We start from the raw sequence: 24,591 nt of genomic DNA, 5'->3' as shown, positions 1-24,591 counted from the left end.
AGGCCAATCAAACTCGGAAATAGCTGGTTCTCCGCGAAATCTATTTAGGTAGAGCGTCGACCGAATACCCCAGGGGGTAGAGCACTGGATGGGCTAGGGGTCCTCACCGGATTACCAAACCTAACCAAACTCCGAATACCTGGGAGTAATAGTCGGCAGACACACGGCGGGTGCTAACGTCCGTCGTGAAAAGGGAAACAACCCTGACCTACAGCTAAGGTCCCCAAGTTATGGCTAAGTGGGAAAGGATGTGAGGATCCCAAAACAACCAGGATGTTGGCTTAGAAGCAGCCATCATTTAAAGAAAGCGTAACAGCTCACTGGTCTAAATAAGGGTCTTTGCGCCGAAAATGTAACGGGGCTAAAGCCATACACCGAAGCTTAGGGTTTGCAGCAATGCAAGCGGTAGCGGAGCGTTCTGTAAGCTGATGAAGCCATACCCGTGAGGGATGGTGGAGGTATCAGAAGTGCGAATGCTGACATGAGTAACGTAAGGGGAGTGAGAGACTCCCCCGCCGAAAGTCCAAGGGTTCCTGCTTAAAGCTAATCTGAGCAGGGTTAGCCGGCCCCTAAGTCGAGGCAGAAATGCGTAGACGATGGGAACCACGTTAATATTCGTGGGCCTGGAGGAAGTGACGGATCATTGAGGTAGTCCAATCTTATCGGATTGAAAGGGCTGCTGCGTGGTTCCAGGAAATAGCTCCTCCTTATAGACCGTACCCGAAACCGACACTGGTGGACTGGTAGAGTATACCAAGGCGCTTGAGAGAACTATGCTGAAGGAACTCGGCAAATTGCACGCGTAACTTCGGAAGAAGCGTGACCCTTTCATGCGCAAGCATGGGAGGGTGGCACAGACCAGGGGGTAGCGACTGTTTATCAAAAACACAGGGCTCTGCGAAGTCGCAAGACGACGTATAGGGTCTGACGCCTGCCCGGTGCTGGAAGGTTAAGAGGAGGGGTGCAAGCTCTGAATCGAAGCCCCAGTAAACGGCGGCCGTAACTATAACGGTCCTAAGGTAGCGAAATTCCTTGTCGGGTAAGTTCCGACCTGCACGAATGGCGTAACGACTTCCCCGCTGTCTCCAGCATAGACTCAGTGAAATTGAATTCCCCGTGAAGATGCGGGGTTCCTGCGGTTAGACGGAAAGACCCCGTGCACCTTTACTATAGCTTTACATTGGCATTCGTAGTGGCATGTGTAGGATAGGTGGTAGGCTTTGAAACCTGGGCGCCAGCTCAGGTGGAGCCACCCTTGAAATACCACCCTTATCACTATGGATGTCTAACCGCGGCCCGTTATCCGGGTCCGGGACAATGTATGGTGGGTAGTTTGACTGGGGCGGTCGCCTCCTAAAGAGTAACGGAGGCGCGCGATGGTGGGCTCAGAACGGTCGGAAATCGTTCGCTGAGTGCAATGGCATAAGCCTGCCTGACTGCGAGACTGACAAGTCGAGCAGAGACGAAAGTCGGTCATAGTGATCCGGTGGTCCCGCGTGGAAGGGCCATCGCTCAACGGATAAAAGGTACGCCGGGGATAACAGGCTGATGACCCCCAAGAGTCCATATCGACGGGGTTGTTTGGCACCTCGATGTCGACTCATCGCATCCTGGGGCTGGAGCAGGTCCCAAGGGTATGGCTGTTCGCCATTTAAAGCGGTACGTGAGTTGGGTTCAGAACGTCGTGAGACAGTTCGGTCCCTATCTGCCGTGGGTGTAGGAATATTGAAAGGATCTGTCCCTAGTACGAGAGGACCGGGATGGACGGATCTCTGGTGGACCTGTTGTGGCGCCAGCCGCATAGCAGGGTAGCTATATCCGGACGGGATAACCGCTGAAGGCATCTAAGCGGGAAACCCACCTTAAAACGAGTATTCCCTGAGAACCGTGGAAGACGACCACGTTGATAGGCCGGGTGTGGAAGAGCGGCAACGCTTGAAGCTTACCGGTACTAATAGTTCGATCGGCTTGATCGTTCTCATTCCTAATGCCCATTTCTGGCGACAATCCTTGGATTGCGCCGAGATGGATGGCACAGAAAACAGCTTCTCGAGCAACGTGCGTTTTGCCGACCTGGTGGTTATGGCGGAGCGGCTGCACCCGATCCCATTCCGAACTCGGCCGTGAAACGCTCCAGCGCTGATGGTACTTCGTCTCAAGACGCGGGAGAGTAGGTCGCTGCCAGGTCTGCCAAGCGCACGTTGTTTAATCTTCTCCTTACGAACAGGCCCGCCAACGGGACTCCGGGCCGCGCAAGCGGCCCTTTCATTTGGCGGAAGCTTGAATTCAGTGAGCCAAGGCTTACTTCTAGGGTTGACGCGGGGTGGAGCAGCGCCCCGTCCGCCCACAAGGCGAAGGCCTTGAGGACGGACAAAACAAAAAAGCCCGGGCTGCCCGGCCGGCGTTCGCCGTGAAGTTGACGCGGGGTGGAGCAGCCCGGTAGCTCGTCAGGCTCATAACCTGAAGGTCACAGGTTCAAATCCTGTCCCCGCAACCAAAGTACGAAAACGGCCCGCCTTGTGCGGGCCGTTTTCGTATGCACTGAAGTGCCGCGACAGGACACTTAGCATTCCGCAGCCAATCTTTCGCGTATGTGTTCCGATCCACCTCTCATACGTCGGGCGAATGGCCGATCGGGATTTACGACGCGCCAAAAGGGCGCGCTGCCGTCTTGACTGATATGCACCAAGTGCCGCCGCACAGTCACTGGGCAGCAGGCGTCTGCTCCGTATTTTGCCGCGAGCTTACGTCGTAACTCTGCAAGGTCCGACAAGTGGCCAGGTCGCGCAGCCCGGAGCTCGTCTGCGACCATGTTCTCCGTTGGGATCAGCATGCTCTGCGTAAGGTTTTTGCCTTTGAGTCGCGTTCTGACCACCGGCAATTCGCTCATAATTCACCTCCAGGAACTCCCCTACTGAAGACGAATAAGAATGCCGCAATCCGACAAAATCTCGGATTGATTTGATTGCCGTGGCTCGAGGCCACAGCCGTGAACCCACAAAGACGCCTCCGGCCGGCACCAATTCCTTGCAATGCACACATCAAAACCCCCGCTTGCCTTATGGCGCCGGTTACGAAACGGAACTTTACGTCTTCGCCGACATGGCTCGAACTGCAGCTCTAGCCGGCATCCCGGTTGGTCAAGGCGATGTGGCAGCAGCCGGAACCGTGGCCCGGCGTCCAGGTGACGTTGTCGAAGCGCACTCCGGTGGCCTCGAACAGGCCGCGGTCGAAGGCGCCGGCGATGCGGCAGAGCGTGGCGAGCTTCTTGTCGCCAACGCCAGCTTCGACCCAAGCGTCCTTCAGCGGACAGCGCTTGACCTTGAAGGCGATGCGGCCTTGGCCGCGTTCGACGTCGGTCGGATACATGCGGCCGCCATCCGGGCTGACGGCGAGGAACGCCTCGCCGATCGCCGTTGCGTCGTTCGGGCCGAAATCGGCGAAGGCCGACGCCGCAACCTCCTTGCCGCGCCGTTCGATGGTGCGGATCATGATAGCCTCAGCCTTTTCCGCGCCAACTTCCGCGGTTAGCTCGTCGAGCAACAGACGATAGAGATCGGCGCGGTTACGGAAGGCGGAATCGAGTTCGCGCGACAGTTTTTCGGCTCGGGCTTCGACGTCGGTCATGATGCGTCCTGTTCGATCCTTGACAGTCTTGGCGCTGCCGCCACCAGCGCCTTGCCGATCGCGGATTGCGGCGCGTCGATAACGGTACGGGCATCGCCGCTCTCGGCAATGCGCCCGGCGTCCAAAATGGCGACGCGGTGGGCGATGGCACGGACGACACCGAGATCGTGCGAAATGAACAGATAGGCGATGCGCTCCTCGCGTTGAAGGTCGAGCAGCAGCCGCAGGATCTGCGCGCGCACCGAAACGTCGAGCGCCGACACGGCCTCGTCGAGCACGACCAGCGACGGTTTTGTGGCGATGGCGCGGGCGATGGCGACTCGTTGGCGTTGGCCGCCGGAGATTTCGTGAATGGCGCGGCCGGCGAGACCGGGGCTGAGGCCGACGCGCTCCAGCAGAGTGGCAATACGGCGCGGGCGCTCGGCACGAGAGGCAATGTGATGGATGCGCAAGGGGTCGTCGAGCACACGCGCCACCGTGGCGCGCGGGTTCAAGGCGGCGAGCGGATCCTGAAACACCATCTGCAGACGAGCGCGCCGGTGGCGCAAGGCAGCGCCGTTCATTGACAGGAAGTCGCTGCCTTCAAATTCGATATGGCCGGCGTCGGGTTCGATGAGCCGCAGCATCAGCCGGGCTATCGTCGACTTGCCGCTGCCTGAAGGTCCGGCCAGCGCCAGCGTCTCGCCAGCTTCGATGTGGAAGGAAACGTTATCTGCCGCGGCAATGATCTTGCCGCCGCGAGGGTATCGTTTGGTCAGGCCGGAAACGGCGAGCAGAGGACTGGTCATGTTCGCTGCAACAGCGGCTCGGCGTCGAGGCCGAGATGAGCGTCAAGCAGCGCCCGAGTGTAAGTGTGCCGCGGCGCACTGACGACCTGCGCCGTCGCACCGAGTTCGATCAATTCGCCATTCCGGAACACGGCGATGCGCCCCGCCAGCTCAGCGGCCAGCGCGATGTCGTGGCTGACGAACAACAGCGTCATGCCGTCCTCGGCCACCAATTGCCGAATTAGCGCGACGATCTCGGCCTGCACGATGGTGTCCAGCGCGCTGGTCGCCTCATCGGCGATCAGCAGTTTCGGGCCGGACGCGATTGCCGCGGCGATGGCGACGCGCTGCTTCTGGCCGCCGGAAAGCTGGTGTGGAAAGGCATGCATAGCCGCATTGGGGTCGGGCAGACGGACCCGTTCAAGCAAGTTTTGGGCCTTCGCGTAGGCTTGCGGCCAATTGAGGCCGAGGTGGGTGTAGGCGACCTCGGCGATCTGCTTGCCAATTGGCATCACCGGGTCAAGGCTCGCCGATGGATCCTGGAAGATGAAGCCGATGTCACGGCCGCCGATTGAAGCATGGTCGCGAAGACTTGCAGGCTGACGTCCCGTCGCACCCCCCTCTGTCCTGCCGGACATGTCCGGCAGGACAGAGGGGGGTGTCTTGGCACCAGACATTGGCGGCGGGCGCAAGAGCCAATCGATGCGGCCTTCGATCCTGGCAGAACCCGGCAGCAGCCCGGCAATGGCAAGCGCCAGCGTGCTCTTGCCCGAACCGCTCTCGCCGATGATGGCAAAGCGCTCGCCGGCGGGAATGTCGAGGCTGACACTCTTTAGTGCCGTCACCTCGGAGCCATCGCGGCGATAGGTCACCGTCAGATTGCGGATCGAAAGCAGCGCCGTCACGACAGGCCCCTCCTCACCGCCGTCGTCTCGACGACGCCTTCGCCGGCGAGATACACACCTAGCACCGTGAGCACGAGTGCTATTCCCGGAACGATCGACAGGAACGGCGCGGTGCGCAGCACGGCACGGCCTTCGGCGATCATGCCGCCCCAGGTAACGCGGTTGGGGTCGCCGAGGCCGAGAAAGGACAATGCCGCTTCGGTGAGAATCGCCGCGGCGACGATCACCGACGACAATGCCAGTACCGGCGGCAATGCGTTGGGCAGCACCTCGCGAAAGGCGATCTCCAGCGGATGCATGCCGATGACGCGGGCGCCCGCTACAAAATCGCGCTCGCGGATCGACAGCACTTCGGCTCGCGCCACGCGTGCCGGTCCGGTCCAGGCGCCCAGTGCGATCGCCGCGACGACGACGCCGAGCGACGGCCCGACGATGCTGACGAAAGCCAAAGCCAGCAGAAAAGCTGGCACGGTCTGGAAAGCGTCGGTGATGCGCATCAGCACTTCGTCGATAAGGCCGCCGGCAAAGCCGGCCAGCGTGCCGATCACTGCGCCGACGGCAAGGGCGGCGGCGGCGGCCGCCAGGCCGACCGCCAGCGAGGTGCGGGCGCCGTGGAAAAGCTCGGCCAGCATGTCACGGCCGAGGCGGTCGGTGCCTAGTGGTAGCGACCAGTCCTGGAACGGTGGCAGCAATGCCGGCCCGGCAATGGCCTGCGGATCGCCGGGAAAGAACAAAGGTGCGGCAAGCGCCACGGCAAACAGCGCCGCCAGGATGACAATGCCGGCGATCGCTTCCGGCGTCCGGAGAAAACGGCGAAGCGGGTTCACGCGCCGGCCTCATTGGCTCCGACGCGCGGATCGAGGACGGCGTAGGCGATGTCGACGAGAAGGTTGATGATGACGACCAGAACGGCGCTGACGAGAATGATGCCGAGCAGCAACGGCGTGTCGCGTGCCGCCACCGCTTCCTGCGCCAATCGGCCAAGGCCTGGCACCGAAAAGACGCTTTCGATGACGACGCTGCCGCCCAGCATTTGCGCGGACTGCAGGCCAAGCATGGTGACCAGCGGCAACAGCGCGTTGCGGGCGACATGGGCGAGCACGACGCGACGGCGGGAAAGTCCCCTGGCGCGAGCGGCGAGGACAAAATCCTGCCGCCAGACCTCGGCCATGCCGGCGCGCATCATGCGCAGATAGAGCGCGAGATAAATGAAGCCGAGCGCGGAGACCGGCAGGACGAGATGGCGGGCGATGTCGCCAGCGCGATCAAGGCCGGTCCTGGCCGAGGCGATGCTCTCGATGCTGCCGATCGGAAACCAGCGCAGGTCGACGGCAAAGACGATGATCAGCACCAGCCCGAGCCAGAAGCCCGGTATGGCATAGACCGCCAGCGAGCCGATAGACAGGAAGCGATCACGGACGCTGCCGGGTCTGGCGCCGGCATAGATGCCGAGCACCGAGCCGAGTCCGAAGGAGAGCGCGGTGGCGCTGCCCATCAACAGCAGCGTGTTGGGCAGGCGCTCGGTGATGACATCGCGGATCGGCCGTGAAAAGGTGACGGACTGGCCAAGGTCGAGATGCAGCAGCGCCCAAAGGTAATTGGCCAGCCGCGTCAGCTCAGATTGGTCGAGCCCCCAGCGGTGACGCAACAGCTCGATCATGCCGGCGTCGCCGCCGGTCGAGACGATGTAGGCATCGACCGCATCGCCGGGAGCGGCTTCGAGCAACAGGAAGGTGCCGATGACGACAATCAGCAACACGAAGATGCTGCCGACGAGGCGACGGCGAAGGAGGGTGAGGGCGCGGCTCATGGCGGCGCCGGGTGCTTGGCGCAGTGGCAATTAGGAGATGCGGTGTTTCTTCCCACCCCCCTCTGTCCTGCCGGACATCTCCCCCGCAAGGGGGGAGATCGGATGTCATTAGCGATTTCGCCAATCTTCAACGCAGCAGGCAAATAAGCCGACGTTGCGGCCAGCCAATCTCCCCCTTTGCGGGGGAGATGTCCGGCAGGACAGAGGGGGGTGTGAAGGAACTCGGTATTTGACCAAGTTTCCACACGGATTTCGGCGCGAATTTTCATCCGCCAGAATGTGTCACGATTCTAAATAGGTGTCCGCCCAGTTCGACACCGCCCAGCGCGGGGTGTTGGCGATGTTCTTGACCGTATCGCGGGCGACGCTGATGAAACTCCATTCGGCGACGTTGATCAGTGGCAGGTCGGCGGCAACTTTTCTCTGGAACTCCTTGTAGAGTTCGGTGCGGGCGGCGGTGTCAAGCGTCTCCGATGCCTTGGCGATCAGAGCGTCGAGATCGGCGTTCTTGTAGCCGCCCTGGTTGGAGAAAGGCACCCCGTCGGGAATGCCGCTCTGCACCAGGATGGTGGTCGAGATCGCCGGATCGCCGCGGAACACCGGCGGCCCGACCGCAAGGTCGAAGGCGTGGTCGGTGTAAACCGCCTTGATATGCGCGGCAGAGTCGTTGTTGACCAGCTGGGCGTCGATGCCGATGGCGGCGAGCGCCTGACGAAGATAGTCGCCGAACTGCTTGGTCTCGTTGAAATAGGGCGCCGGCAGCAGTTTCAGCGAAAAGCGCTTGCCATCATCGCCTCGGCTGTAGCCGGCCTCGTCGAGCAAGGCGTTGGCCTTGGCGACGTCGAAAGCATAGGTCGGCACGTCGGCGGTGTAGAATTGCGGGTCGTTTTTCGGCACCGGGCCAGTGGCGGTGGCGGCATAGCCGAGAAACACCGTCTTGACGACGAAATCCTTGTCGATAGCGTGAGCGATCGCCTGGCGCACTTTCAGGTCGGCCAGCTCCTTGCGGCGATGGTTGATCTCGACGACCAGTTGGTAAGTCAGCCCTTCGTATCCTTTGGTGATCACCTTGAGGCCGGGCACTTTGGAGATGCGGTCGAGATCGGCCAGGGGCACGGCGGAGAAGGCGGCGAGCTGGATCTCTTCGGCCTCGAGCGCGCTGGCCGCCGACGTGCGGTCCGGCAGCACCTGATAGATGATCTCATCGAGATAGGGCTCGTCCTTGCCCCAATAGTCGGTGTTCTTCTCCAGCCGGTAATATTCGCCGGGCTTGTATTCGGCAAATTTGAACGGTCCGGTGCCGACCGGGGCGTTGTTGGCCGGGTTGTCCTCGATCTTTCCGGTCTCGTAGATGTGCTTGGGCACCACGCTGCTCAGCGCCGGCAACGCGTTGCGGATCAGCTGGAACGGGGTCGGCTTGGCGAATTTGAACACGGCGGTCGCCTCGTCCGGCGTGTCGACCGCCTCCAGATCCTTGAACACGGTGCGGCCGAGATTCTGCAGCGGTTTCCAGACCTGCAGCGCCGAGAAGGCGACATCGGCTGAGGTGAAGGGCTTCCCGTCATGCCATTTGACGTCCTCGCGCAGTTTGAACGTCACCGACAGGCCGTCGGCGGCGCCTTCCCAACTGAGCGCCAGCCGTGGCTCGAGCCCGTCCTTGCCGCCGAAGGAGGCCTCGGCCAAGGTTTCCACGATCTTGCTCGAGATGAAGAAGACGCCGTTCGAGGCGACAATCGCCGGATTGAGATTGCGCGGCTCGGAATCAGCGGCGACAACCAGTCGTCCGCCCTTTTTCGGCGTCTGCGCCCAGCCGATCGTCGGCATGGCGGTGGAGGCCAGCAGCAATGCCGAACCCGCAAGCATCGTACGCCTGGAAATGGTGAACTCTGGCATGATCGAACTCCGTCCTCTCCGCGACCCGGCCGGGTGCGCCGTACCCCTCGGACGCTCGTGAGCATCCTGCAAAGCTGATTATGGCCCTTGTCCGGGGTTTCGCCAGAGACGGAATTGGCGCATCCTCACGTGGCTTTGAAATTTCCGTCCGCTGGACCAGTTACAGGGAAGCGGTCCAATGCGCTGATCTGGCCGGACCAGATTAGACCATGCCGGTAGCGGAATGAGCTTTTGGCGCCCGCTCGACCCATTCTGGCTGGACCAGACCGGGCAAAATGATGCAGATTTGAGGGGAGCCAAGGCTCTAAACCAGAAAGGCCGGCGCCACGTGCGGTCGGTCATGGCACTTCAGGGAGAGAGACAATGAACGTTGCTCCGGGCAAGAATGTCGTCGGCAGCGTGCCGTTCGACCAGGCCAGGGTGGACGGGCTGATGGAGGAAGCCGGCATCGACGTGCTGCTCGCCACCTCCAAGCACAACACGCAATATCTGCTTGGCGGCTACAAGTTCATCTTCTTCGCCGCCATGGATGCGATCGGCCATAGCCGCTATCTGCCTGTCGTCGTCTACGAGAAAGGCGGGCCGGAGCATGCCGCCTATATCGGCAACCGCATGGAGGGCGGCGAGCACCAGAACCATCCGTTCTGGACGCCGACACTGCATGCCGCCTGCTGGGGCACGCTCGATGCCGCCAACCTGGCGGTCGAGCATTTGCGGAAGATCGGCAAGGGCAATGCCCGCATTGGCATCGAGCCCGCCTTCCTGCCGTCCGACGCCTATATGCTGATCCGCAACGCGCTGCCGGACGCCAAGCTGATCGACGCCACGCACATGCTGGAGCGCATGCGAGCAATCAAAACCGAAGCCGAGCTGGAGAAGCTGCGCATTGCTTCGGAGCTGATCACCGATTCCATGCTGGCGACCATCGGCTGGGCACGCGAAGGCACAACCAAGAGCGAGATCATCGAACAGCTCAGGCGCGAGGAGACCAATCGCGGCGCGCATTTCGAATATTGCCTGTTGACGCTAGGCTCCAGTCACAACCGCGCTGCCTCGCCGCAAACGTGGAAGAAGGGCGAGGTGATGTCGATCGATTCCGGCGGCAACTACCACGGCTATATCGGCGACCTTTGCCGCATGGGCGTGCTGGGTGAGCCTGACGCCGAACTCGAGGATCTGCTGGCCGAGATCGAGACGGTGCAGCAGGCGGCCTTCTCCAAGGTAAAGGCGGGCACGCTGGGCGGTGACATGATTTCTCATGCCGAAGGCGTGCTGAAGAAATCCAAGGTTGCGGCCTATACCGATTTCTTCGCGCATGGCATGGGGCTGATCACGCACGAAGCGCCGTTCCTGATGACCAACCATCCGGTGACCTATGAAGGCACCTATGCCGCAAAGCCGCTGGAGAAGAACATGGTGCTTTCGGTCGAGACGACCATGCTCCACCCGACGCGCGGCTTCATCAAGCTGGAGGACACGGTGGCGGTGACCGGCGCCGGTTACATTATGTTCGGCGATCGGGGTAGGGGCTGGAACAGGGGCGGGGCTTAGGCGCCGTCTATCTCAATTCCCACCTGACGGCAGCAGCCTGAAATCCGGCAGGTCGCGCAGTGCCAATTCCGGCCCGGCCGGCGAATAGACGACGAAAAGCTGCATCGGCGCGTCGCCGGTATTGAGCGTCGAATGGAAGCGGCTTTCCGGCACATAGATGGTGCAACCGGGGCCGACCTTCTCGACGACCGGATTGCCCTTCTCGTCTTCGACCATCTGCTCGCCATTGCCTGAGATGACGAAAATGATCTCCTCGGCACCCGGATGGTTATGACGCGTATGGCCCTTGCCCGACGGCAGGTCGACGACACCACCGGAAAAGCGCTTCGCGCCGTTCACTTCGGGAGCGACCGTCAGCGACAGCCTGCCCCAGTCGAAGCCGAAGGCGCTGACGTCTTTTGGGTATACGAACACCTTGCTGTTGTCGGTCATCGTCTCACCCCTTCTTCTACGCAGCGCCGAACGTGACGGCCTTGAAATCCGCCGTTTGCCTGGCGATCGAAGCTTCCGCCGGCAGCCGTTCCATCGAACTCGCGCCGTAGAAACCGTGCAGGCCCTTGCAGCGCTCGAGAATATATTTGGCGTCGTCCGGCATCGAGATCGGCCCGCCATGGCAAAGCAGGATGATATCCTCGCGCACTGAGCGTGCCGCTTCGGCAATGGCGTCGATCTCCTTCACACAATCGTCCAGCGATTTAGCCGAGGTCGCACCGATCGAACCGCCGGTGGTCACCCCCATATGGGCGACGACGATGTCGGCGCCGGCTTGTGTCATGGCGCGAGCCTCGTCTGGATTGAAGACGTAGGGCGTGGTCAACAGGTCGAGTTTGTGAGCCTCGGCGATCATGTCGACCTCGAGCCCGAAGCCCATGCCGGTTTCTTCAAAACTCTGCCGCATCTGGCCGTCGAACAGGCCGATGGTCGGAAAGTTCTGCACACCGGAAAAGCCCATCGTCTTCAACTCGGCCAAAAGCAGCGGCATGATGACGAAGGGATCGGTGCCGTTGACGCCGGCCAGCACCGGCGTCTTCTTCACTACCGGCAGCACTTCGTAGGCCATCTCCTTGACGATCTCGTTGGCGTTGCCATAGGCGAGCAGGCCGGCGGCCGAGCCGCGCCCGGCCATGCGGTAGCGGCCGGAATTGTAGATGATGATCAGGTCGATGCCGCCAGCTTCCTCTGCCTTGGCCGACAGGCCGGTGCCGGCACCGCCGCCGACGATCGGAACGCCGTCCGCGATCATCTTGCGGAATTTCTCCAGGATTTTCTTGCGCGGTATGGCGGCCATATCTTGGTGTCTCACTGTCTGGCGATGTCGAGGAAGGCCGTTGTGGCGGCCCAGGCGAATTCGGGGTCGTTGATATGCAGCGGCAGGCGCAGAACGCGCCGCGTTTTGGCGGGTTTGATGGTGCGCTCGATCGCCTCGAACAAAGCTGCATCGGCTTCAGGGTCGAAGAAGGCGCCGCCTTCGATGTCGAGCGCCGACACGCCTTTCTCCGGAATGAGGAAACGAACCGGACCCTGGCAGAGGCTCAGCCTTGTACCGATCCATTCGCCGATCATTCTGCTTTCGTCGGCGGTGGTGCGCATCAGTGTGACGTTTGGATTGTGCTCATAGAATAGCCGGCCGCGATAGCGTTCCGGAATTGTTGGCGGCGCCCAGAAATTGACCATGTCGAGCGCGCCGACCGAGCCGACATAAGGCAGCCCGGTGCGGGCGATGGCACCAAAGCGATCGTCCGTCGCCGGCAGCACGCCGCCAAACAGCAAGTCGCAGACTTCGGTCGTGGTGATGTCGATGACGCCGGACAACAAGCCGCTGTCGGCCAATTTTTCCATGGTGCGGCCGCCGGTTCCAGTGGCATGAAATACCATACAGTCATAAGTCGAACGAAGTTCGTCGGCGATGGCGGTCACGCACGGCGTGGTGACGCCGAACATGGTGAGGCCTATCGAGGGTCTGCCGTCGGCCGGCGGCGCCGGCTTTGCCGCCATGCCTGATATCGCCTGGGCGGCATTGTGGAGCACGACACGGGAAAGCCGGTTGAGGCCGGCCATGTCGGTCACCGACGGCATCATGACGATGTCGGAGACGTCGACATAAGGCGCGGTGTCGCCGGAGGCCAAGGTCGAAACCATGATCTTGGGCAGGCCGAGCGGCAGCGTGCGCATGCCTGTGGTGATGATCGAGGTGCCGCCGCCACCGCCGATGCCGATAATCCCGGCAATATCGCTACGCGATTGAACAAATCGGGCAAAGGCGGCAGCCATCGCCGCCACTGCGGTGCCGTGGTCGTCGACGCCGAGCACGGCATTGCGACCCTCTGAATGGTGGCTGGCGACCTCGTCTGCCGAAACATCGACCGGCACGGTCGCGCCGCGTGTTCCGATGTCGACACGGGCAATCGAAGCGCCGGTTGCGGCGACCGCATCGGCCAGAAAAGCGAGTTCCTCGCCCTTGGTGTCGGCGGTGCCCACCACATAGATGCGCTTCATCGCGTTTCCCCGGTCCTGGGCGTGTTCGACGCTGCCGCCCCTTTGCCCGGCCATTCGACGGCGCGAAGGGCCATTGCAATTTTTTGAGACGCGCGTATCGTATTGACATGAATGTCTCACGTCAACAAGCGGCAACGGACGACGATGCCGGCCAGGGGCCGAACCCGCGGGTAGAGCGCGGGGCCCGCGCGCGCACCAGGCGGCTGATGCTGGAGACGGCGACAAAGCTGATGCAGGCGGGCGCCACGCCGTCGGTCAGCGAGGTGGCGGAGGCGGCGGAAGTCTCACGCGCCACCGCCTATCGGTATTTTCCGAGCCAGGCGGCGCTGGTGCAGGCGGTGGTCGATGAGGGGCTCGGACCGATCCTTACCTGGAAATCGAGCTCTGCCGATCCCGAGCGCCGGGTGGCCGAGCTGTTCGAGACCGCCATGCCGCGCATCGAGGCCTTCGAAGCGACGTTCAAGGCGGCGCTGAAACTGTCGCTCGACCAGTGGGCGCAGCGACAGGCAGGCACGTTTGACGGCGAACCGGCGTTCACGCGCGGCCATCGCGTCGATCTTTTGAAAGATGCGATTGCGCCACTCAAAGGCCGGTTGCCGCCGCGCGAATTCAAGCGGCTCGCGCAGGCGCTGTCATTGATCTTCGGTGTTGAGATGCTGATCGTACTGAAGGATATATGGGGATTGGACAGCCGCAGTATGATGTCGGTCGCGCAATGGGCCGCCAGCGCGCTGGTACGCGCAGCTGTGACGGAATCGATGATTGAAGGAGATGGGATCGCACCGATGACAGCCGCTAGATGACGCCAATCTGGTTCGACCAGATTTGCACCCTGCCTACTCATACTATTGGCGATGCAGCGGCCGAGGCAAGGCCCCTCTGTATCAAGGAGTAGGAAAATTCAGGGAAAACAGGCAGATATCGCAGAAACCAACTTGTCTGCGTGTCCGCCGCCGTCCAAGAAAGGGCTTGACGTTCGTCTGAAATTGGTAATACCAGATCAGGACAAATAAAGCGGATCAAAGGGTGAAGGCTAATATCCGTTTCGGTCGAACGAGGAGGCTCAAAAACCGGAACGGTGCCGTCACGGGAGGACTACCAGGGCCGGCCTCGCCGCCGGCTCGCATGACGCGGTAGAATGCGCACAAGGGAGGAAATCATTATGCGCAAGACAATGACCAGCTTGCTTGCTGGTATCGGCTTAGTGCTAGCCTGCGGAACGTCCGTCTACGCGCAGGAAAAGGAACTTACAATCTTCTGGGCGGAATGGGATCCGGCCAATTACCTGCAGGAACTCGGCAACGAGTACGAGAAGGAAACCGGCGTCAAAATCACGGTGGAAACCACACCGTGGCCCGACTTCCAGACCAAAGCCTTCACCGAGTTCAACGCCCATGGCGACGCCTATGATATGGTCGTCGGCGACTCGCAATGGCTCGGTGCCGGCTCGACCGGTGGCCACTATGTCGACCTGACCGACTTCTTCAACAAGCACAAGGTCGGCGACGTGATGGCACCGGCGACGGTGAAGTACTACGCCGAATATCCGGGCGGCAGCAGCAAGTACTGGGCCATCCCGCTTGAAGGCGACGCTGTCGGCTGGTCCTACCGCAAGGACTGGTTCGAGGATCCGAAGGAAAAGGAAGCCTTCAAGGCCAAGTATGGCTACGATCTCGACGTGCCGAAGGATTTCAAGGCGCTGCGCGACATCGCCGAGTTCTTCTACCGGCCGGACCAGAAAAAATACGGCATCGCCATCTACACCGACAATTCCTATGACGCGATGGCGATGGGCTTCGAAAACGCGCTGTTCTCCTTTGGCGGCGAGCTGGGTGACTATAAGACCTACAAGGTCGATGGCTTCATCAACTCCGACAAGGCGATCGCGGCGCTCGACGCCTACAAGGAACTCTACAAGTTCACGCCTCCGGGCTGGGCCAAGTCGTTCTTCGTCGAGGACAACCAGGCGATCACTGAAAACCTGGCGGCGATGAGCATGAACTACTTCGCGTTCTTCCCCTCGCTGATCAACGAGGCGTCGAACCCGAACGCCAAGAACACCGGCTTCTTCGCCAATCCTCCCGGCCCGAACGGGGACCAGTTCGCCGCACTCGGCGGTCAGGGCATCTCCATCGTTTCCTACTCGCAGAAGCAGGAAGAGGCGACCAAGTTCCTGGAATGGTTCATCAAGGACGAGACCCAGAAGAAATGGGCAGCGCTTGGCGGCTACACCTGCAGTGCCGCCGTGCTCAAGTCGCCCGAATTCCAGAACGCCACGCCCTACAACAAGGCGTTCTACGAGACCATGTTCAAGGTCAAGGACTTCTGGGCGGTTCCGGAATATGCCGAACTGCTGCAGCAGCTCAACCAGCGCATCTACCCCTACATGATCGGCGGCGAAGGCACCGCCAAGGAGACGCTGGACGCACTGGCAGCCGACTGGAACGCGACCTTCAAGAAATACGGCCGCGGCCAATAAGTATGAAGCTTCACGGAGGGGGCGTTCGTGCCTCCTCCGTTTCTTTTTCTGATTCTTGAACCGGGAGCAGGGTCTTGGCGACCACGATGATCACCACGCTGGACGGGTCCTCGCGGGCCGCTGCTCGCGGTCTAAGCGACATTTCGATCCGCAATCTCTTCATCATCCCGACGATCCTGTTTCTGATCGTCTTCAACATCTTCCCGCTGATCTATTCGCTGGGCTATTCGTTCACCGATTTCCGCGCCTCGACCAGCGCGGCGGCGAATTTCGTCGGGCTGCAAAACTATCGCGACCTGCTCAGCGATCCCTATGTCTGGTCCAACTTCGCCATCACCGCAAAATACGTCATCATCTCGGTCGCCGGCCAGCTGCTCGTCGGCTTCGGCGTGGCCATGCTGCTCAACCGCGACATTCCGCTCAAGGGCCTGCTGACGACGCTCCTGTTGTTGCCGATGATGCTGTCTATGGCCGTCGTCGGCCTGTTCTGGAAACTGCTCTACGATCCGTCCTTCGGCATCATCAATTATGCGCTGGGCCTCGGCACCTTCGAATGGCTGTCGGATCCGAAAATGGCGCTCTATGCGGTCGCGCTGACCGATATCTGGATGTGGTCGCCCTTCGTCATGCTGTTGTCGCTGGCCGGCCTGTCGGCCGTGCCCAAGCATCTCTACGAGGCCGCCGCGATCGACAGGGCCGGGCCGTTCTACACCTTCTTCCGCATCACGCTGCCGCTGGTCGCGCCGATCCTGATGATCGCGGTCATCTTCCGCACCATGGAAGCGTTCAAGACCTTCGACCTCGCCTATATCCTGACCAGCCAGCCGACGGCGGAGCTGATCTCGATCCGGCTCTACAAGATGGCGTTCCAGGAATGGCAGACCGGGCGCTCCTGCGCGCTCGCCTACATCGTGTTGATCATGGTGCTGGCGATCACCAACATCTATGTCAAATACCTCAACAAGGTGAAGGAGCGCTGAGATGGCCGCAGTCCGCACTTCTTCCGAAATCACCTTCAACCGGGTCGCCATCGTCGCCGTCCTGCTGGTGACGATCATCTTCCTGGCGCCGATCTACTGGATAGCCTCGACGGCGTTCAAGCCGCGCAACCTCGCCACCACCATTCCGCCGACGGTGGTTTTCCAGCCGGAGATATCGCCCTTCGTCAAGTTGTTCACCAAGCGTTCGCAGCTGCGCAGCCCGCCATCACCGGAGGAGTACGCGGCTGCGCCGTGGTGGGAGCGCGTCGTCTTCAATGGCGGCGAAAAGATCGTGCGCGACGGCAAGGGCCAGGTGCAGTGGTCGGGCTATCCGAGCCGTTTCATGAACTCGCTGATCGTTGCCATAACCTCGACCGTCCTGGCCGTCGGCATGGGCACCTTCACCGCCTATGGGTTCTCGCGCTTCAAGGTGAAAGGCGAGGCGGACCTGCTGTTCTTCATCCTGTCGACGCGCATGCTGCCGCCGGTGGTCGTCGCCATTCCGATGTTCCTGATGTACCGGGCGGTCGGCCTCAACGATTCCCATGTCGGCCTGATCATCCTTTACACCGCCTTCAACCTGTCCTTCTCGGTGTGGCTGATGAAAGGCTTCATGGACGAGATCCCCAAGGAGTATGAGGAGGCGGCCCTCGTCGACGGCTATACGCGCATGGAGGCCTTCTTCAAGATCGTGCTGCCCGAGGCCGCCACCGGCATCGCCGCCACCGCCGTGTTCTGCTTTATCACGGCGTGGAACGAATATGCCTTCGCACTGATCATGACCAGCCGCCGTGCCCAGACGGCGCCGCCTTTCATTCCCAGCCAGGTCGGCGCCGGCCTGCCGGACTGGACGGTGATTGCCGCCGGAACCTTCCTGTTCCTGCTGCCGGTTGCGATCTTCACCTTCCTGCTCCGCAACCACCTCTTGCGCGGCATGTCCTTCGGAGCGATCCGCAAATGAGTTTTCGCGACATCAATCAGAAATATCTTGAACCGGGCAGCCAGGTGCTGATGGTGCTCGGCATCATCGCGCTCTGCCAGCCATGGCACATGCTGCTGCACAGCTACGGCGTGACCATCATCCTGATCGGCCTGATCGGCTTCAACATCACCTCCAAGATCGCGCCGGAGGAGAAGGCCGGCACCGGGCAAGGGGCAAACCCGGGGGCACAGCATTGACCCAGATCGAGCTTCGCGGCGTCCAGAAATATTTCGGCGCCGTCCAGGTCATCAAGGACCTCAACCTGAAGATCGACGATAACGAGTTCATCGTGCTGCTCGGCCAGTCGGGCTGCGGCAAGACGACGACGCTCAGGGCCGTTGCCGGACTGGAGACGATCGACGGCGGCGACATCCTCATCGACGGCAAGCCGGTCCAGCACCTCAAGGCCGCCGACCGCGACATCGCCATGGTCTTCCAATCGTTCTCGCTCTATCCGCATATGAGCGTCTACGAGAACATCGCCTTTCCACTGAGGGCGACGCGCAAGAGCAAGGCCGAGATCGACAGCGAGGTGCGCTCGGTCGCCAAGACGCTGCAGATCAGCGATCTCCTCGCCAAGAAACCGTCGGCCCTGTCCGGCGGCGACATGCAGCGCGTCGCGATCGGCCGAGCCTTGGTGCGGCGGCCGAAGGCGATGCTGATGGACGAGCCGATCGGCGCGCTCGATGCCAAGCTGCGCGAGGAGATGCGGGCCGAGATCAAGCGGCTGCACATCAAGCAGGGCTCGACCAGCATCTACGTCACTCACGACCAGATCGAGGCGATGAGCCTCGCCGACCGCATCGTCATCATGCATGAAGGCGTACTGCAGCAGGTCGGCTCGCCGGACGAGGTCTATTCGCATCCGGCGAATCTTTTCGTCGCGCAGTTTGTCGGCAGCCCGGTGATGAACGTCGCCGACGCTTCGGTGACCGAGAAAGCCTCGTCGGCCTCGGTCACGGTCGGCGATGCGGCCGCCGGCTTCGAATTCCCGCGCACCTTGCTGTCGAAGCTCAACGGCCATGTCGGCGGCCAGCTCGCGCTCGGCATCCGGCCGGAAGGCGTTCTCGTTCGCCGCGAAGCCGCCGAGGGGTTCTTGCCGGTGGAGACGCAGATCGTTGAGCCGCTCGGCTCCTTCGATATCGTCGACCTCAAGGTCGGCTCCAAGATGCTGCGTGCACGCACCAAGAGCGGCTTCATCGGCGGCCCCGGCGAAAGGGTCTTCGTCAGAATCGATCCCAGCCAGGCGCATTTCTTCGACACGGCGAGCGGCAAATCGCTGGGAGTGAGACTCTGATGGCCCACATCCAGCTCAAGAACATTTCGAAGAAATTCGGCAACCACACCGCTTTGACCGGGCTCGACCTCGACATCGCCGACGGCGAGTTCTTCGTCCTGCTCGGCGAGACCGGCGCCGGCAAGACGACGACGCTGCGCATGATTGCCGGCCTGGAAAAACCGAGCGAAGGCCAGGTCTTTATCGACGGCGTCGATGTCGCCGATTGGGGCGCGGCCGAGCGCGACGTGGCGCTGGTGCTGCAGCAATATTCGCTCTATCCGCGTTATACGGTGCGCGAAAACCTCGAATTTCCGCTGAAGCCGAAGATCCGCCGGTTGCCCGATGCCGAGATCAAGGATCGTGTCGACCGCGCTGCCAGGACACTGCGGATCGAGCATCTGCTCGACCGCAAGACCGACCGGCTTTCAGGCGGCGAGATGCAGCGCGTCTCGATCGGCCGCGCCATCGTGCGCAAGCCGCGGGTATTCCTGATGGACGAGCCGTTGTCGGCGCTCGACGCCAAATTGCGCGAGGCGCTGCGCACCGAATTGAAGAACCTGCAGATGCAGCTCGGCGCCACCTTCCTGTTCGTGACGCACGATCAGATCGAGGCGATGTCGATGGGTGACAAGGTCGGCGTGCTCAACCATGGCCGCATCGTCCAGACCGGCACGCCGTACGAGATCTACAATAATCCGCGCGACACCTACGTGGCGAGCTTCGTCGGCTCGCCGCCGATGAATCTCATCGACGGCAAGCTTGTTAACGGGCGTGCGGTGATGGCACCGCTGAATTTCGAATTGCCGTTTGCGGGGGGTGCCAAGACTTCGGGGGGTGCCAAGACGGGCGCGGCGACCGACGGTCGCCCGCTCGTCTTCGGTATTCGTCCCGAGGACGTCTATCTCGAGACCGGCGCGCCGGTCGAGGCGCGGGTCCATGACGTCGAGAACCATGGCGTCGAGAAGATCCTGACGCTGCGGGTCGGCGACGCCATGCTGCGCGCCACTGTGCCGGCCAGGACCGACGTGCAGATAGAGCAGCCGGTGCGCTTTGCCTGGAACCCGGACAAGGTGGTGCTGTTCGATAAGGGCAGCGGAATAAGCCTGCGTCACGCCGGCTAAGTACAAGCCTCTTTACTGCAGCTAGAGCGGGATGCGTTCAAATTGACCGTGCATCCCGCTCTGCCTATCTATTTTAGTCGCATTTGTGCGACGCCGTGTGATTCCACTTGGCTGCGAAATGCTCGAGTCTTCCCGTCATCCCCCGTACGGGGGATGCGGATGCTCCGATTTGTCGAATAGGCTGATCCTTTGGTCCCAAACGGGCTTTGCACGCCCAATTTGGAGACCCAAAACGGAGGGTTGGCTATGGGAAATCTGTTACGCAGCTTTGCGACGATCCTGCTTGTCGCGGGTATGGGATTGTCGGCGGTGCATCTGAGCGAGGCGCAGGCAGCCAAGAAAGTTGTCGCCGGTGCGAAGGTCGACGCCAAGAAGATCAAGGATCTCAACGGCACGGTCAATCTGTCCACCAGTGACTGCAAGCTGTTGTTGAGCGGCACCGTTGTCGAAGTCTCGGATGGCAGGTGCGGGGCTTCCGGCAAATATTGCAAGAGCAGCGCCGGCTCGGCCTGCATCACCGAGCAATAACCCGGCCAACGTTTAGCCGGCCTGGCGGATCTCCGCCTGTTCCTCGGCCCGGAAATGGCTGGGCGGCGATCCGATTACCCGCTTGAAGGCGCGGCTGAAGGAGGCGTCGGATTCGTAGCCGAGGCGCGCCGCGACGACGGAAATCTTGAGCCGGTCGCGGACCAGCCATTGCCGCGCCTGGTGCATCCGTACCTGCGTGACGTACTTTGCCGGTGTTTCGCCGACAATGGTTGCGAAGCGCTCGGCGAAACCTGATCGCGAGGCGCCCATCATCTTCGCCAGAGCGTCCACCGTCCAGTCGCGGCTCGGTTCCAGATGGATCGCGGCCAGCACCCGGCCGATCTCGCGGTCCCTCACCGCCGCGATCCATCCGGAAGAGTCGCCGCAGCCGCGCTCGACCCATGAGCGGATGACGGTCGCGGCGAGCACATCGGCCAGCCGCGCCAGGATGCCGCCGGAGCCGACGCGCTCCATCGTCACCTCGCGGGCCATCGCCTCCAGCAAATGCGGGATACCTGGCTCATAGGCTTCCAACTCATGCGCGCGCATCACGTCCGGCATCATGCCGAGCAAGGGGTGCAAGCCATCGAGATTGAAATACATGCTGCCGAAAAACAGCAAGGTGCCCGGACGGCAGCCGGGCACGCCGTCGTTCGACATGCAATAGACACCCTTGCAGATCTCCTCGACCTCATAGCCGTGGATCGGCGCCGCCTCGATACCCGGCTCGCTCGCCAGCGTGTGGGCTGAACCGCGCGGCAACAACACCGCGTCGCCCGCCTTGAGCTCGACCCATTCGCCGGACGGCTGCAGCAACCAGCAGCCTTTGCGACCGATGAAATGAAACCGTGCCGCCGCCTGAGCCGGAAAATGGATGCCCCAGGGTTCCTTCATCTCGCAACGGCCGTAATCGACGCCTTCGAGGCGCAATCCGCGCAATATGTCTGTCAGCGGATCACCGGTGACAGGGATTTTGGACGAACGGTCAAGCATAATGGTGTTTCTAGCATGGAAACTCCGGACAGTCACTCCCTATGTTGCACTGCAGCCAGATGCTGCGCTGCAACCAGATCGGAGATCCCTCATGACCGAACCCGCGACAGGCGTCATGGACGCCGTTCTCGACCTGACGGAAACCGGCGAACGATCCGAGCCCGCATGGGGGGCGGTGGTCTCCTTGGCGCTCGGAGTCTTCGGCCTGGTGACCGCGGAATTTCTGCCTGCCAGCCTGCTGACGCCGCTTGCGCAGGATCTCGGCATCACCGAAGGCGCCGCAGGGCAGGCGGTAACGGCCACCGCCGTCATTGGCGCGATTGCGGCGCCGACAATGGCCATTGTCACCAAGCGGCTGGACCGCAGGCTGGTCATGTGGGCGCTGACGGTGCTGCTTGTGCTGTCAAATCTGGTAGCCGCGTTTGCGTCGTCGCTTCCCGTTCTTCTGATCGCCCGTATCATGCTTGGCATTAGTCTCGGTGGCTTCTGGTCGATGTCAGCAGCCATGGCGATGCGGCTCGTTCCGATGCGGCTGATGCCGCGCGCCATGTCGATCATCCTCACCGGCGTTTCGGTGGCGACGGTCTGTGCGGCTCCGGTCGGCGCCTATGTCGGCGACATCTGGGGATGGCGGACGGCCTTCATGATCGCCGCCGTGGTCGGCGCGCTAGCGCTGCTCGTGCAGGTGGCTACCATTCCGAAGCTGCCGCCGGCAGGTACGGCAGGTTTTCGCACGCTGCTGGAGGTGATGAAGCGGCCGATGATCAGGGTGGCACTGCTGGTGGTGCTGCTGGTCGCCTCGGGACACTTTGCCGGCTTCACCTATGTCCGCCCGTTTCTCGAGAAGGTGCCCGCGCTGGACATCGAGACGATCTCGCTTGTGCTGCTCGCCTACGGCATTGGTGGTTTCTTCGGCAATTTTGCCGGCGGCTTCATGGCGGAACGCAGCCTCAAGGCAGCCGTCAGCCTGGCGCCTCTGCTGATCGCGTTTTCGGCGCTCCTGCTGCTGGTGGTCGGAGGCTCACCCGTCGTGGCTGCAATAGCGGTGGCCAGCTGGGGCTTTGCCTTCGGCGCCGTCCCAGTCGGGCTGCAGACCTGGCTGGTGCGAGCCGCCCCCGATCAGGCGGAAAGCGCCGGCGGGCTGATGGTCATGACGTTCCAGGTCGCCATCGCGTTGGGCGCCGTCTTCGGCGGCCTGCTGGTCGACAATACCGGCGTTGCCAGCGCCTTCGCGTATTGCGCGGCGGCGACGTTGCTTGCGGCATTGGCGGCGTTCTTCCTTGGCCCCAAGCCGATCGACGGTCCCAAGGACTAAAGCGCGTCGCACTCGATCGGCCTTATGCGACGCGCTTTAGATTCTTTTTTTTATGCATGTCGTTATCACAAAACCGCTGCACACTTTTGCGCGACATGCATTAGACGGAACGGCCGTCGAAGTCGAAGACCGGCACGGCGGCGACGTCCAACGCCTCGATGCAATGAATGTTGATATAGGCACTTCGCCCGCTCCCTTCGCCGACATCCTCGGCGAAGGGGTGAATGCCGCAGCTGCGGCAGAAGCGGTGGGCGATGACATGGTTGCCGAAGCTGTAGCGGCCGAGATCATCGCCCCAGGCAAGCACCCGCATGCTCTCATGCGGCACTGCCCATAGCAGTGCACCCTTGCGCGTGCAGATCGAGCAATTACACCGTACGGCTCCGGTCAGCTCGCCTTCGACCTCGAACGCGACCTTGCCGCAGTGGCAGCTGCCTTCGTAGAGCATCGGGCCTTCCTCGTGCGGTTCGACAGGTGCAAACCTGACCGTGCCGGGCTATGTCTCCTGCGGCCAGTTTGTGGCTGCTACATTAAGACGTTGCAAGCGTGCGGAGTCCGACACCGAAAATGCAATCAGCCCGTGATCGCCTGGAAGCAATTGTTTCGCGTCTTGCTGCTCGCGTGGGCGATGAGAGCGTTTTCGCAAAGCTCTATCCTGAAGCAGCACGGGCGGCGGCCGACGCCGCCGATGCGCGGCGAAAAGCCGGCGTCACGCTCGGGCCGCTCGATGGGGCGATCACCTCGATCAAGGATCTGTTCGATGTCGCCGGCGAGCCGACGACGGCGGGCTCGCTGCTGCTCGCCACGGCAGCGCCGGCGTTGCGGGATGCCATTGTCGTGGAACGGTTGCGCCAGGCCGGTGCAGTCATCCTCGGCAAGACCAACATGACCGAGTTCGCCTTCACCGCGATCGGCGTCAATCCGCATTACGGCACGCCCGGCAATGCAAGTGATGCCCGCCGTATTCCGGGCGGCTCGTCCTCAGGCGCCGCGGTTTCGGTCGGCGAAGGCACCAGCGAAATCTCCATCGGTTCCGATACCGGCGGATCGGTGCGCATTCCGGCATCGTTGAATGGCGTCGTCGGTTTCAAGCCGACGGCGCGGCGCGTGCCGCTCGCGGGTGCGTTTCCGCTGTCGGCCACGCTGGACTCGATCGGTCCGCTGGCCCGCACCGTCGCCGAATGTGCGGCGGCCGACGCAGTGATGGCGGGCGAAAACCTGGCGGCACTGTTGCCGCTTCCGCTGGACGGCCTGCGCATCGGTATTCCGCGCGGCGTGCTGTTCGATGATACGGAGGAAGAGGTCGCGACGACGTTCGACCGGTGTCTTCGCAAGATGGAGCTTAGCGGCGCACGGCTTGTGGAGTTGTCGATCGACGACCTGCTTGTCGATCTGCGCGCGGCAACCAAACGCGCCTCGATCGCGGCAATGGAAGGGGCGGAGATCCATGCCGACTGGCTGGCGACGGGAGCGACGATGCCGGTCGACCCGCGGGTAAGCGGGCCATTGTCGCGCGCCGCCGCCATTCCGGCCACGGTCTATATCAGAGCAATGCGCCGTCGCGCAGCACTTGCCGCCGCGATGGATGACCGGCTGGCGTCGGTCGACGTGCTGGCCCTGCCGACCACGCCGATGACCGCGCCGACGATCGTCTCGATGACCGGCGACGAGGCCCTGTGCGACAGGACGGAAGGCCTTCTGCTGCGCAACACGCAGGTCGCCAACCAGTTCGATCTTTCAGCCATCTCGCTGCCGATGCCCGGGATGATGCGTCCGGCCGGGCTGATGCTGGTGGCGCGCAATGGCCATGACCACCACCTGCTGCGGATCGCCGCTGCGGTCGAGGCACTGCTTGCAAATTGATC

The 24,591-nt window shown here is 62.0% G+C and carries 22 protein-coding genes, 1 tRNA gene and 2 rRNA genes (1 of these 25 running past the window's edge); 14 read left to right on the top strand and 11 right to left on the bottom strand.

Annotated elements, in window-relative coordinates:
• The 3 genes from NKH05_RS26190 to NKH05_RS26180 form a co-directional block, all read left to right on the top strand.
• A 23S ribosomal RNA gene (locus tag NKH05_RS26190) occupies nucleotides 1-1,976 on the top strand (it extends 831 nt beyond the left edge of the window).
• A gap of 96 nt (nucleotides 1,977-2,072) precedes the next feature.
• Nucleotides 2,073-2,187 (top strand): 5S ribosomal RNA (gene rrf, locus NKH05_RS26185).
• Nucleotides 2,188-2,420: 233 nt separating this feature from the next.
• Nucleotides 2,421-2,497, top strand: a tRNA-Met gene (locus NKH05_RS26180).
• A 623-nt stretch (nucleotides 2,498-3,120) separates the two neighbouring features.
• On the opposite strand, the gene NKH05_RS26175 is transcribed toward NKH05_RS26180, so the two are convergent.
• The 6 genes from NKH05_RS26175 to NKH05_RS26150 form a co-directional block, all read right to left on the bottom strand.
• Nucleotides 3,121-3,627, bottom strand: coding sequence for an L-2-amino-thiazoline-4-carboxylic acid hydrolase (locus NKH05_RS26175; RefSeq protein ID WP_352849367.1), 507 nt, complete (start codon nucleotides 3,625-3,627; stop codon nucleotides 3,121-3,123).
• Nucleotides 3,624-4,415: an ATP-binding cassette domain-containing protein gene (locus NKH05_RS26170; RefSeq protein WP_352849369.1), complete on the bottom strand. Its 792-nt coding sequence runs from the start codon at nucleotides 4,413-4,415 to the stop codon at nucleotides 3,624-3,626. Before NKH05_RS26170 ends, NKH05_RS26175 begins: the two co-directional genes overlap by 4 nt.
• Nucleotides 4,412-5,299: an ABC transporter ATP-binding protein gene (locus tag NKH05_RS26165; protein WP_352683788.1), complete on the bottom strand. Its 888-nt coding sequence runs from the start codon at nucleotides 5,297-5,299 to the stop codon at nucleotides 4,412-4,414. The genes NKH05_RS26170 and NKH05_RS26165 overlap by 4 nt, the downstream gene beginning before the upstream one ends.
• A complete protein-coding gene (locus tag NKH05_RS26160; protein ID WP_023722306.1) occupies nucleotides 5,296-6,126 on the bottom strand; it encodes an ABC transporter permease in 831 nt (276 codons plus the stop codon). Before NKH05_RS26160 ends, NKH05_RS26165 begins: the two co-directional genes overlap by 4 nt.
• Nucleotides 6,123-7,109: an ABC transporter permease gene (locus tag NKH05_RS26155; RefSeq protein WP_352644027.1), complete on the bottom strand. Its 987-nt coding sequence runs from the start codon at nucleotides 7,107-7,109 to the stop codon at nucleotides 6,123-6,125. Before NKH05_RS26155 ends, NKH05_RS26160 begins: the two co-directional genes overlap by 4 nt.
• Before the next feature lie 282 nt (nucleotides 7,110-7,391).
• Nucleotides 7,392-9,002: an ABC transporter substrate-binding protein gene (locus tag NKH05_RS26150; protein ID WP_352484964.1), complete on the bottom strand. Its 1,611-nt coding sequence runs from the start codon at nucleotides 9,000-9,002 to the stop codon at nucleotides 7,392-7,394.
• Between the two features lie 363 nt (nucleotides 9,003-9,365).
• Between NKH05_RS26150 and NKH05_RS26145 the strand changes: the two genes are divergently transcribed.
• Entirely contained in the window at nucleotides 9,366-10,553 is a 1,188-nt protein-coding gene (locus NKH05_RS26145; protein WP_352484965.1) for a M24 family metallopeptidase, read from the top strand.
• Between the two features lie 12 nt (nucleotides 10,554-10,565).
• Here NKH05_RS26145 and NKH05_RS26140 read toward each other — a convergent pair whose 3' ends face one another.
• The 3 genes from NKH05_RS26140 to NKH05_RS26130 are packed head-to-tail and all read right to left on the bottom strand — an operon-like array spanning nucleotide 10,566 to nucleotide 13,049.
• Nucleotides 10,566-10,985 (bottom strand): cupin domain-containing protein, encoded by a 420-nt coding sequence (locus tag NKH05_RS26140; protein WP_023722310.1) that lies wholly within the window; start codon nucleotides 10,983-10,985, stop codon nucleotides 10,566-10,568.
• Nucleotides 10,986-11,001: 16 nt separating this feature from the next.
• Entirely contained in the window at nucleotides 11,002-11,841 is an 840-nt protein-coding gene (locus tag NKH05_RS26135; protein WP_352484966.1) for a phosphoenolpyruvate hydrolase family protein, read from the bottom strand.
• An 11-nt stretch (nucleotides 11,842-11,852) separates the two neighbouring features.
• Nucleotides 11,853-13,049, bottom strand: coding sequence for a Tm-1-like ATP-binding domain-containing protein (locus NKH05_RS26130; RefSeq protein ID WP_023722312.1), 1,197 nt, complete (start codon nucleotides 13,047-13,049; stop codon nucleotides 11,853-11,855).
• 107 nt (nucleotides 13,050-13,156) lie between these two features.
• Between NKH05_RS26130 and NKH05_RS26125 the strand changes: the two genes are divergently transcribed.
• From NKH05_RS26125 to NKH05_RS26090, 8 genes are all read left to right on the top strand, one after another.
• Nucleotides 13,157-13,852: a TetR/AcrR family transcriptional regulator gene (locus NKH05_RS26125; protein WP_023722313.1), complete on the top strand. Its 696-nt coding sequence runs from the start codon at nucleotides 13,157-13,159 to the stop codon at nucleotides 13,850-13,852.
• 359 nt (nucleotides 13,853-14,211) lie between these two features.
• Nucleotides 14,212-15,528 (top strand): ABC transporter substrate-binding protein, encoded by a 1,317-nt coding sequence (locus tag NKH05_RS26120; RefSeq protein ID WP_023722314.1) that lies wholly within the window; start codon nucleotides 14,212-14,214, stop codon nucleotides 15,526-15,528.
• Nucleotides 15,529-15,602: 74 nt separating this feature from the next.
• On the top strand, nucleotides 15,603-16,508 hold the full coding sequence (locus NKH05_RS26115) for a carbohydrate ABC transporter permease (RefSeq protein ID WP_352858374.1): 906 nt from the start codon (nucleotides 15,603-15,605) through the stop codon (nucleotides 16,506-16,508).
• A gap of 1 nt (nucleotide 16,509) precedes the next feature.
• Entirely contained in the window at nucleotides 16,510-17,469 is a 960-nt protein-coding gene (locus tag NKH05_RS26110) for a carbohydrate ABC transporter permease (RefSeq protein WP_023722316.1), read from the top strand.
• On the top strand, nucleotides 17,466-17,687 hold the full coding sequence (locus NKH05_RS26105; RefSeq protein WP_023722317.1) for a hypothetical protein: 222 nt from the start codon (nucleotides 17,466-17,468) through the stop codon (nucleotides 17,685-17,687). The genes NKH05_RS26110 and NKH05_RS26105 overlap by 4 nt, the downstream gene beginning before the upstream one ends.
• Nucleotides 17,684-18,787 carry an ABC transporter ATP-binding protein gene (locus tag NKH05_RS26100; RefSeq protein ID WP_352495526.1) on the top strand — a complete coding sequence of 368 codons (1,104 nt, stop codon included), beginning with the start codon at nucleotides 17,684-17,686 and terminating at the stop codon, nucleotides 18,785-18,787. Before NKH05_RS26105 ends, NKH05_RS26100 begins: the two co-directional genes overlap by 4 nt.
• Nucleotides 18,787-19,890, top strand: coding sequence for an ABC transporter ATP-binding protein (locus tag NKH05_RS26095; RefSeq protein WP_023722319.1), 1,104 nt, complete (start codon nucleotides 18,787-18,789; stop codon nucleotides 19,888-19,890). The genes NKH05_RS26100 and NKH05_RS26095 overlap by 1 nt, the downstream gene beginning before the upstream one ends.
• A 246-nt stretch (nucleotides 19,891-20,136) precedes the next feature.
• Nucleotides 20,137-20,418, top strand: a complete 282-nt coding sequence (locus tag NKH05_RS26090) for a hypothetical protein (RefSeq protein WP_352483638.1) — start codon at nucleotides 20,137-20,139, stop codon at nucleotides 20,416-20,418.
• A gap of 12 nt (nucleotides 20,419-20,430) precedes the next feature.
• On the opposite strand, the gene NKH05_RS26085 is transcribed toward NKH05_RS26090, so the two are convergent.
• Nucleotides 20,431-21,411 carry an AraC family transcriptional regulator gene (locus tag NKH05_RS26085; RefSeq protein ID WP_023721991.1) on the bottom strand — a complete coding sequence of 327 codons (981 nt, stop codon included), beginning with the start codon at nucleotides 21,409-21,411 and terminating at the stop codon, nucleotides 20,431-20,433.
• A 91-nt stretch (nucleotides 21,412-21,502) separates the two neighbouring features.
• Between NKH05_RS26085 and NKH05_RS26080 the strand changes: the two genes are divergently transcribed.
• Entirely contained in the window at nucleotides 21,503-22,726 is a 1,224-nt protein-coding gene (locus NKH05_RS26080; protein ID WP_352895356.1) for an MFS transporter, read from the top strand.
• 100 nt (nucleotides 22,727-22,826) lie between these two features.
• Here NKH05_RS26080 and NKH05_RS26075 read toward each other — a convergent pair whose 3' ends face one another.
• Nucleotides 22,827-23,174, bottom strand: coding sequence for a GFA family protein (locus tag NKH05_RS26075; RefSeq protein WP_352495522.1), 348 nt, complete (start codon nucleotides 23,172-23,174; stop codon nucleotides 22,827-22,829).
• A 119-nt stretch (nucleotides 23,175-23,293) separates the two neighbouring features.
• Here NKH05_RS26075 and NKH05_RS26070 point away from each other — a divergent pair, with 119 nt between their 5' ends.
• Nucleotides 23,294-24,589 (top strand): amidase, encoded by a 1,296-nt coding sequence (locus NKH05_RS26070; protein ID WP_352483635.1) that lies wholly within the window; start codon nucleotides 23,294-23,296, stop codon nucleotides 24,587-24,589.
• Nucleotides 24,590-24,591 lie beyond the last annotated feature (2 nt).

Source organism: Mesorhizobium sp. M1399 (assembly GCF_040317735.1).
Classification (GTDB): domain Bacteria; phylum Pseudomonadota; class Alphaproteobacteria; order Rhizobiales; family Rhizobiaceae; genus Mesorhizobium.
The sequence above is the reverse complement of the archived record's forward strand: the minus strand, read 5'-3'. Positions and strand labels throughout refer to the sequence as shown.

Excerpts from the sequence above, each read along its gene's own strand:
- NKH05_RS26175 (WP_352849367.1), bottom strand. The coding sequence starts at position 3,627 with ATGACCGACGTCGAAGCCCGAGCCGAAAAACTGTCGCGCGAACTCGAT.
- NKH05_RS26170 (WP_352849369.1), bottom strand. The coding sequence starts at position 4,415 with ATGACCAGTCCTCTGCTCGCCGTTTCCGGCCTGACCAAACGATACCCT.
- NKH05_RS26155 (WP_352644027.1), bottom strand. The coding sequence starts at position 7,109 with ATGAGCCGCGCCCTCACCCTCCTTCGCCGTCGCCTCGTCGGCAGCATC.
- NKH05_RS26150 (WP_352484964.1), bottom strand. The coding sequence starts at position 9,002 with ATGCCAGAGTTCACCATTTCCAGGCGTACGATGCTTGCGGGTTCGGCA.
- NKH05_RS26145 (WP_352484965.1), top strand. The coding sequence starts at position 9,366 with ATGAACGTTGCTCCGGGCAAGAATGTCGTCGGCAGCGTGCCGTTCGAC.
- NKH05_RS26140 (WP_023722310.1), bottom strand. The coding sequence starts at position 10,985 with ATGACCGACAACAGCAAGGTGTTCGTATACCCAAAAGACGTCAGCGCC.
- NKH05_RS26135 (WP_352484966.1), bottom strand. The coding sequence starts at position 11,841 with ATGGCCGCCATACCGCGCAAGAAAATCCTGGAGAAATTCCGCAAGATG.
- NKH05_RS26130 (WP_023722312.1), bottom strand. The coding sequence starts at position 13,049 with ATGAAGCGCATCTATGTGGTGGGCACCGCCGACACCAAGGGCGAGGAA.
- NKH05_RS26125 (WP_023722313.1), top strand. The coding sequence starts at position 13,157 with ATGAATGTCTCACGTCAACAAGCGGCAACGGACGACGATGCCGGCCAG.
- NKH05_RS26120 (WP_023722314.1), top strand. The coding sequence starts at position 14,212 with ATGCGCAAGACAATGACCAGCTTGCTTGCTGGTATCGGCTTAGTGCTA.
- NKH05_RS26110 (WP_023722316.1), top strand. The coding sequence starts at position 16,510 with ATGGCCGCAGTCCGCACTTCTTCCGAAATCACCTTCAACCGGGTCGCC.
- NKH05_RS26105 (WP_023722317.1), top strand. The coding sequence starts at position 17,466 with ATGAGTTTTCGCGACATCAATCAGAAATATCTTGAACCGGGCAGCCAG.
- NKH05_RS26095 (WP_023722319.1), top strand. The coding sequence starts at position 18,787 with ATGGCCCACATCCAGCTCAAGAACATTTCGAAGAAATTCGGCAACCAC.
- NKH05_RS26090 (WP_352483638.1), top strand. The coding sequence starts at position 20,137 with ATGGGAAATCTGTTACGCAGCTTTGCGACGATCCTGCTTGTCGCGGGT.
- NKH05_RS26085 (WP_023721991.1), bottom strand. The coding sequence starts at position 21,411 with ATGCTTGACCGTTCGTCCAAAATCCCTGTCACCGGTGATCCGCTGACA.
- NKH05_RS26080 (WP_352895356.1), top strand. The coding sequence starts at position 21,503 with ATGACCGAACCCGCGACAGGCGTCATGGACGCCGTTCTCGACCTGACG.
- NKH05_RS26075 (WP_352495522.1), bottom strand. The coding sequence starts at position 23,174 with ATGCTCTACGAAGGCAGCTGCCACTGCGGCAAGGTCGCGTTCGAGGTC.
- NKH05_RS26070 (WP_352483635.1), top strand. The coding sequence starts at position 23,294 with ATGCAATCAGCCCGTGATCGCCTGGAAGCAATTGTTTCGCGTCTTGCT.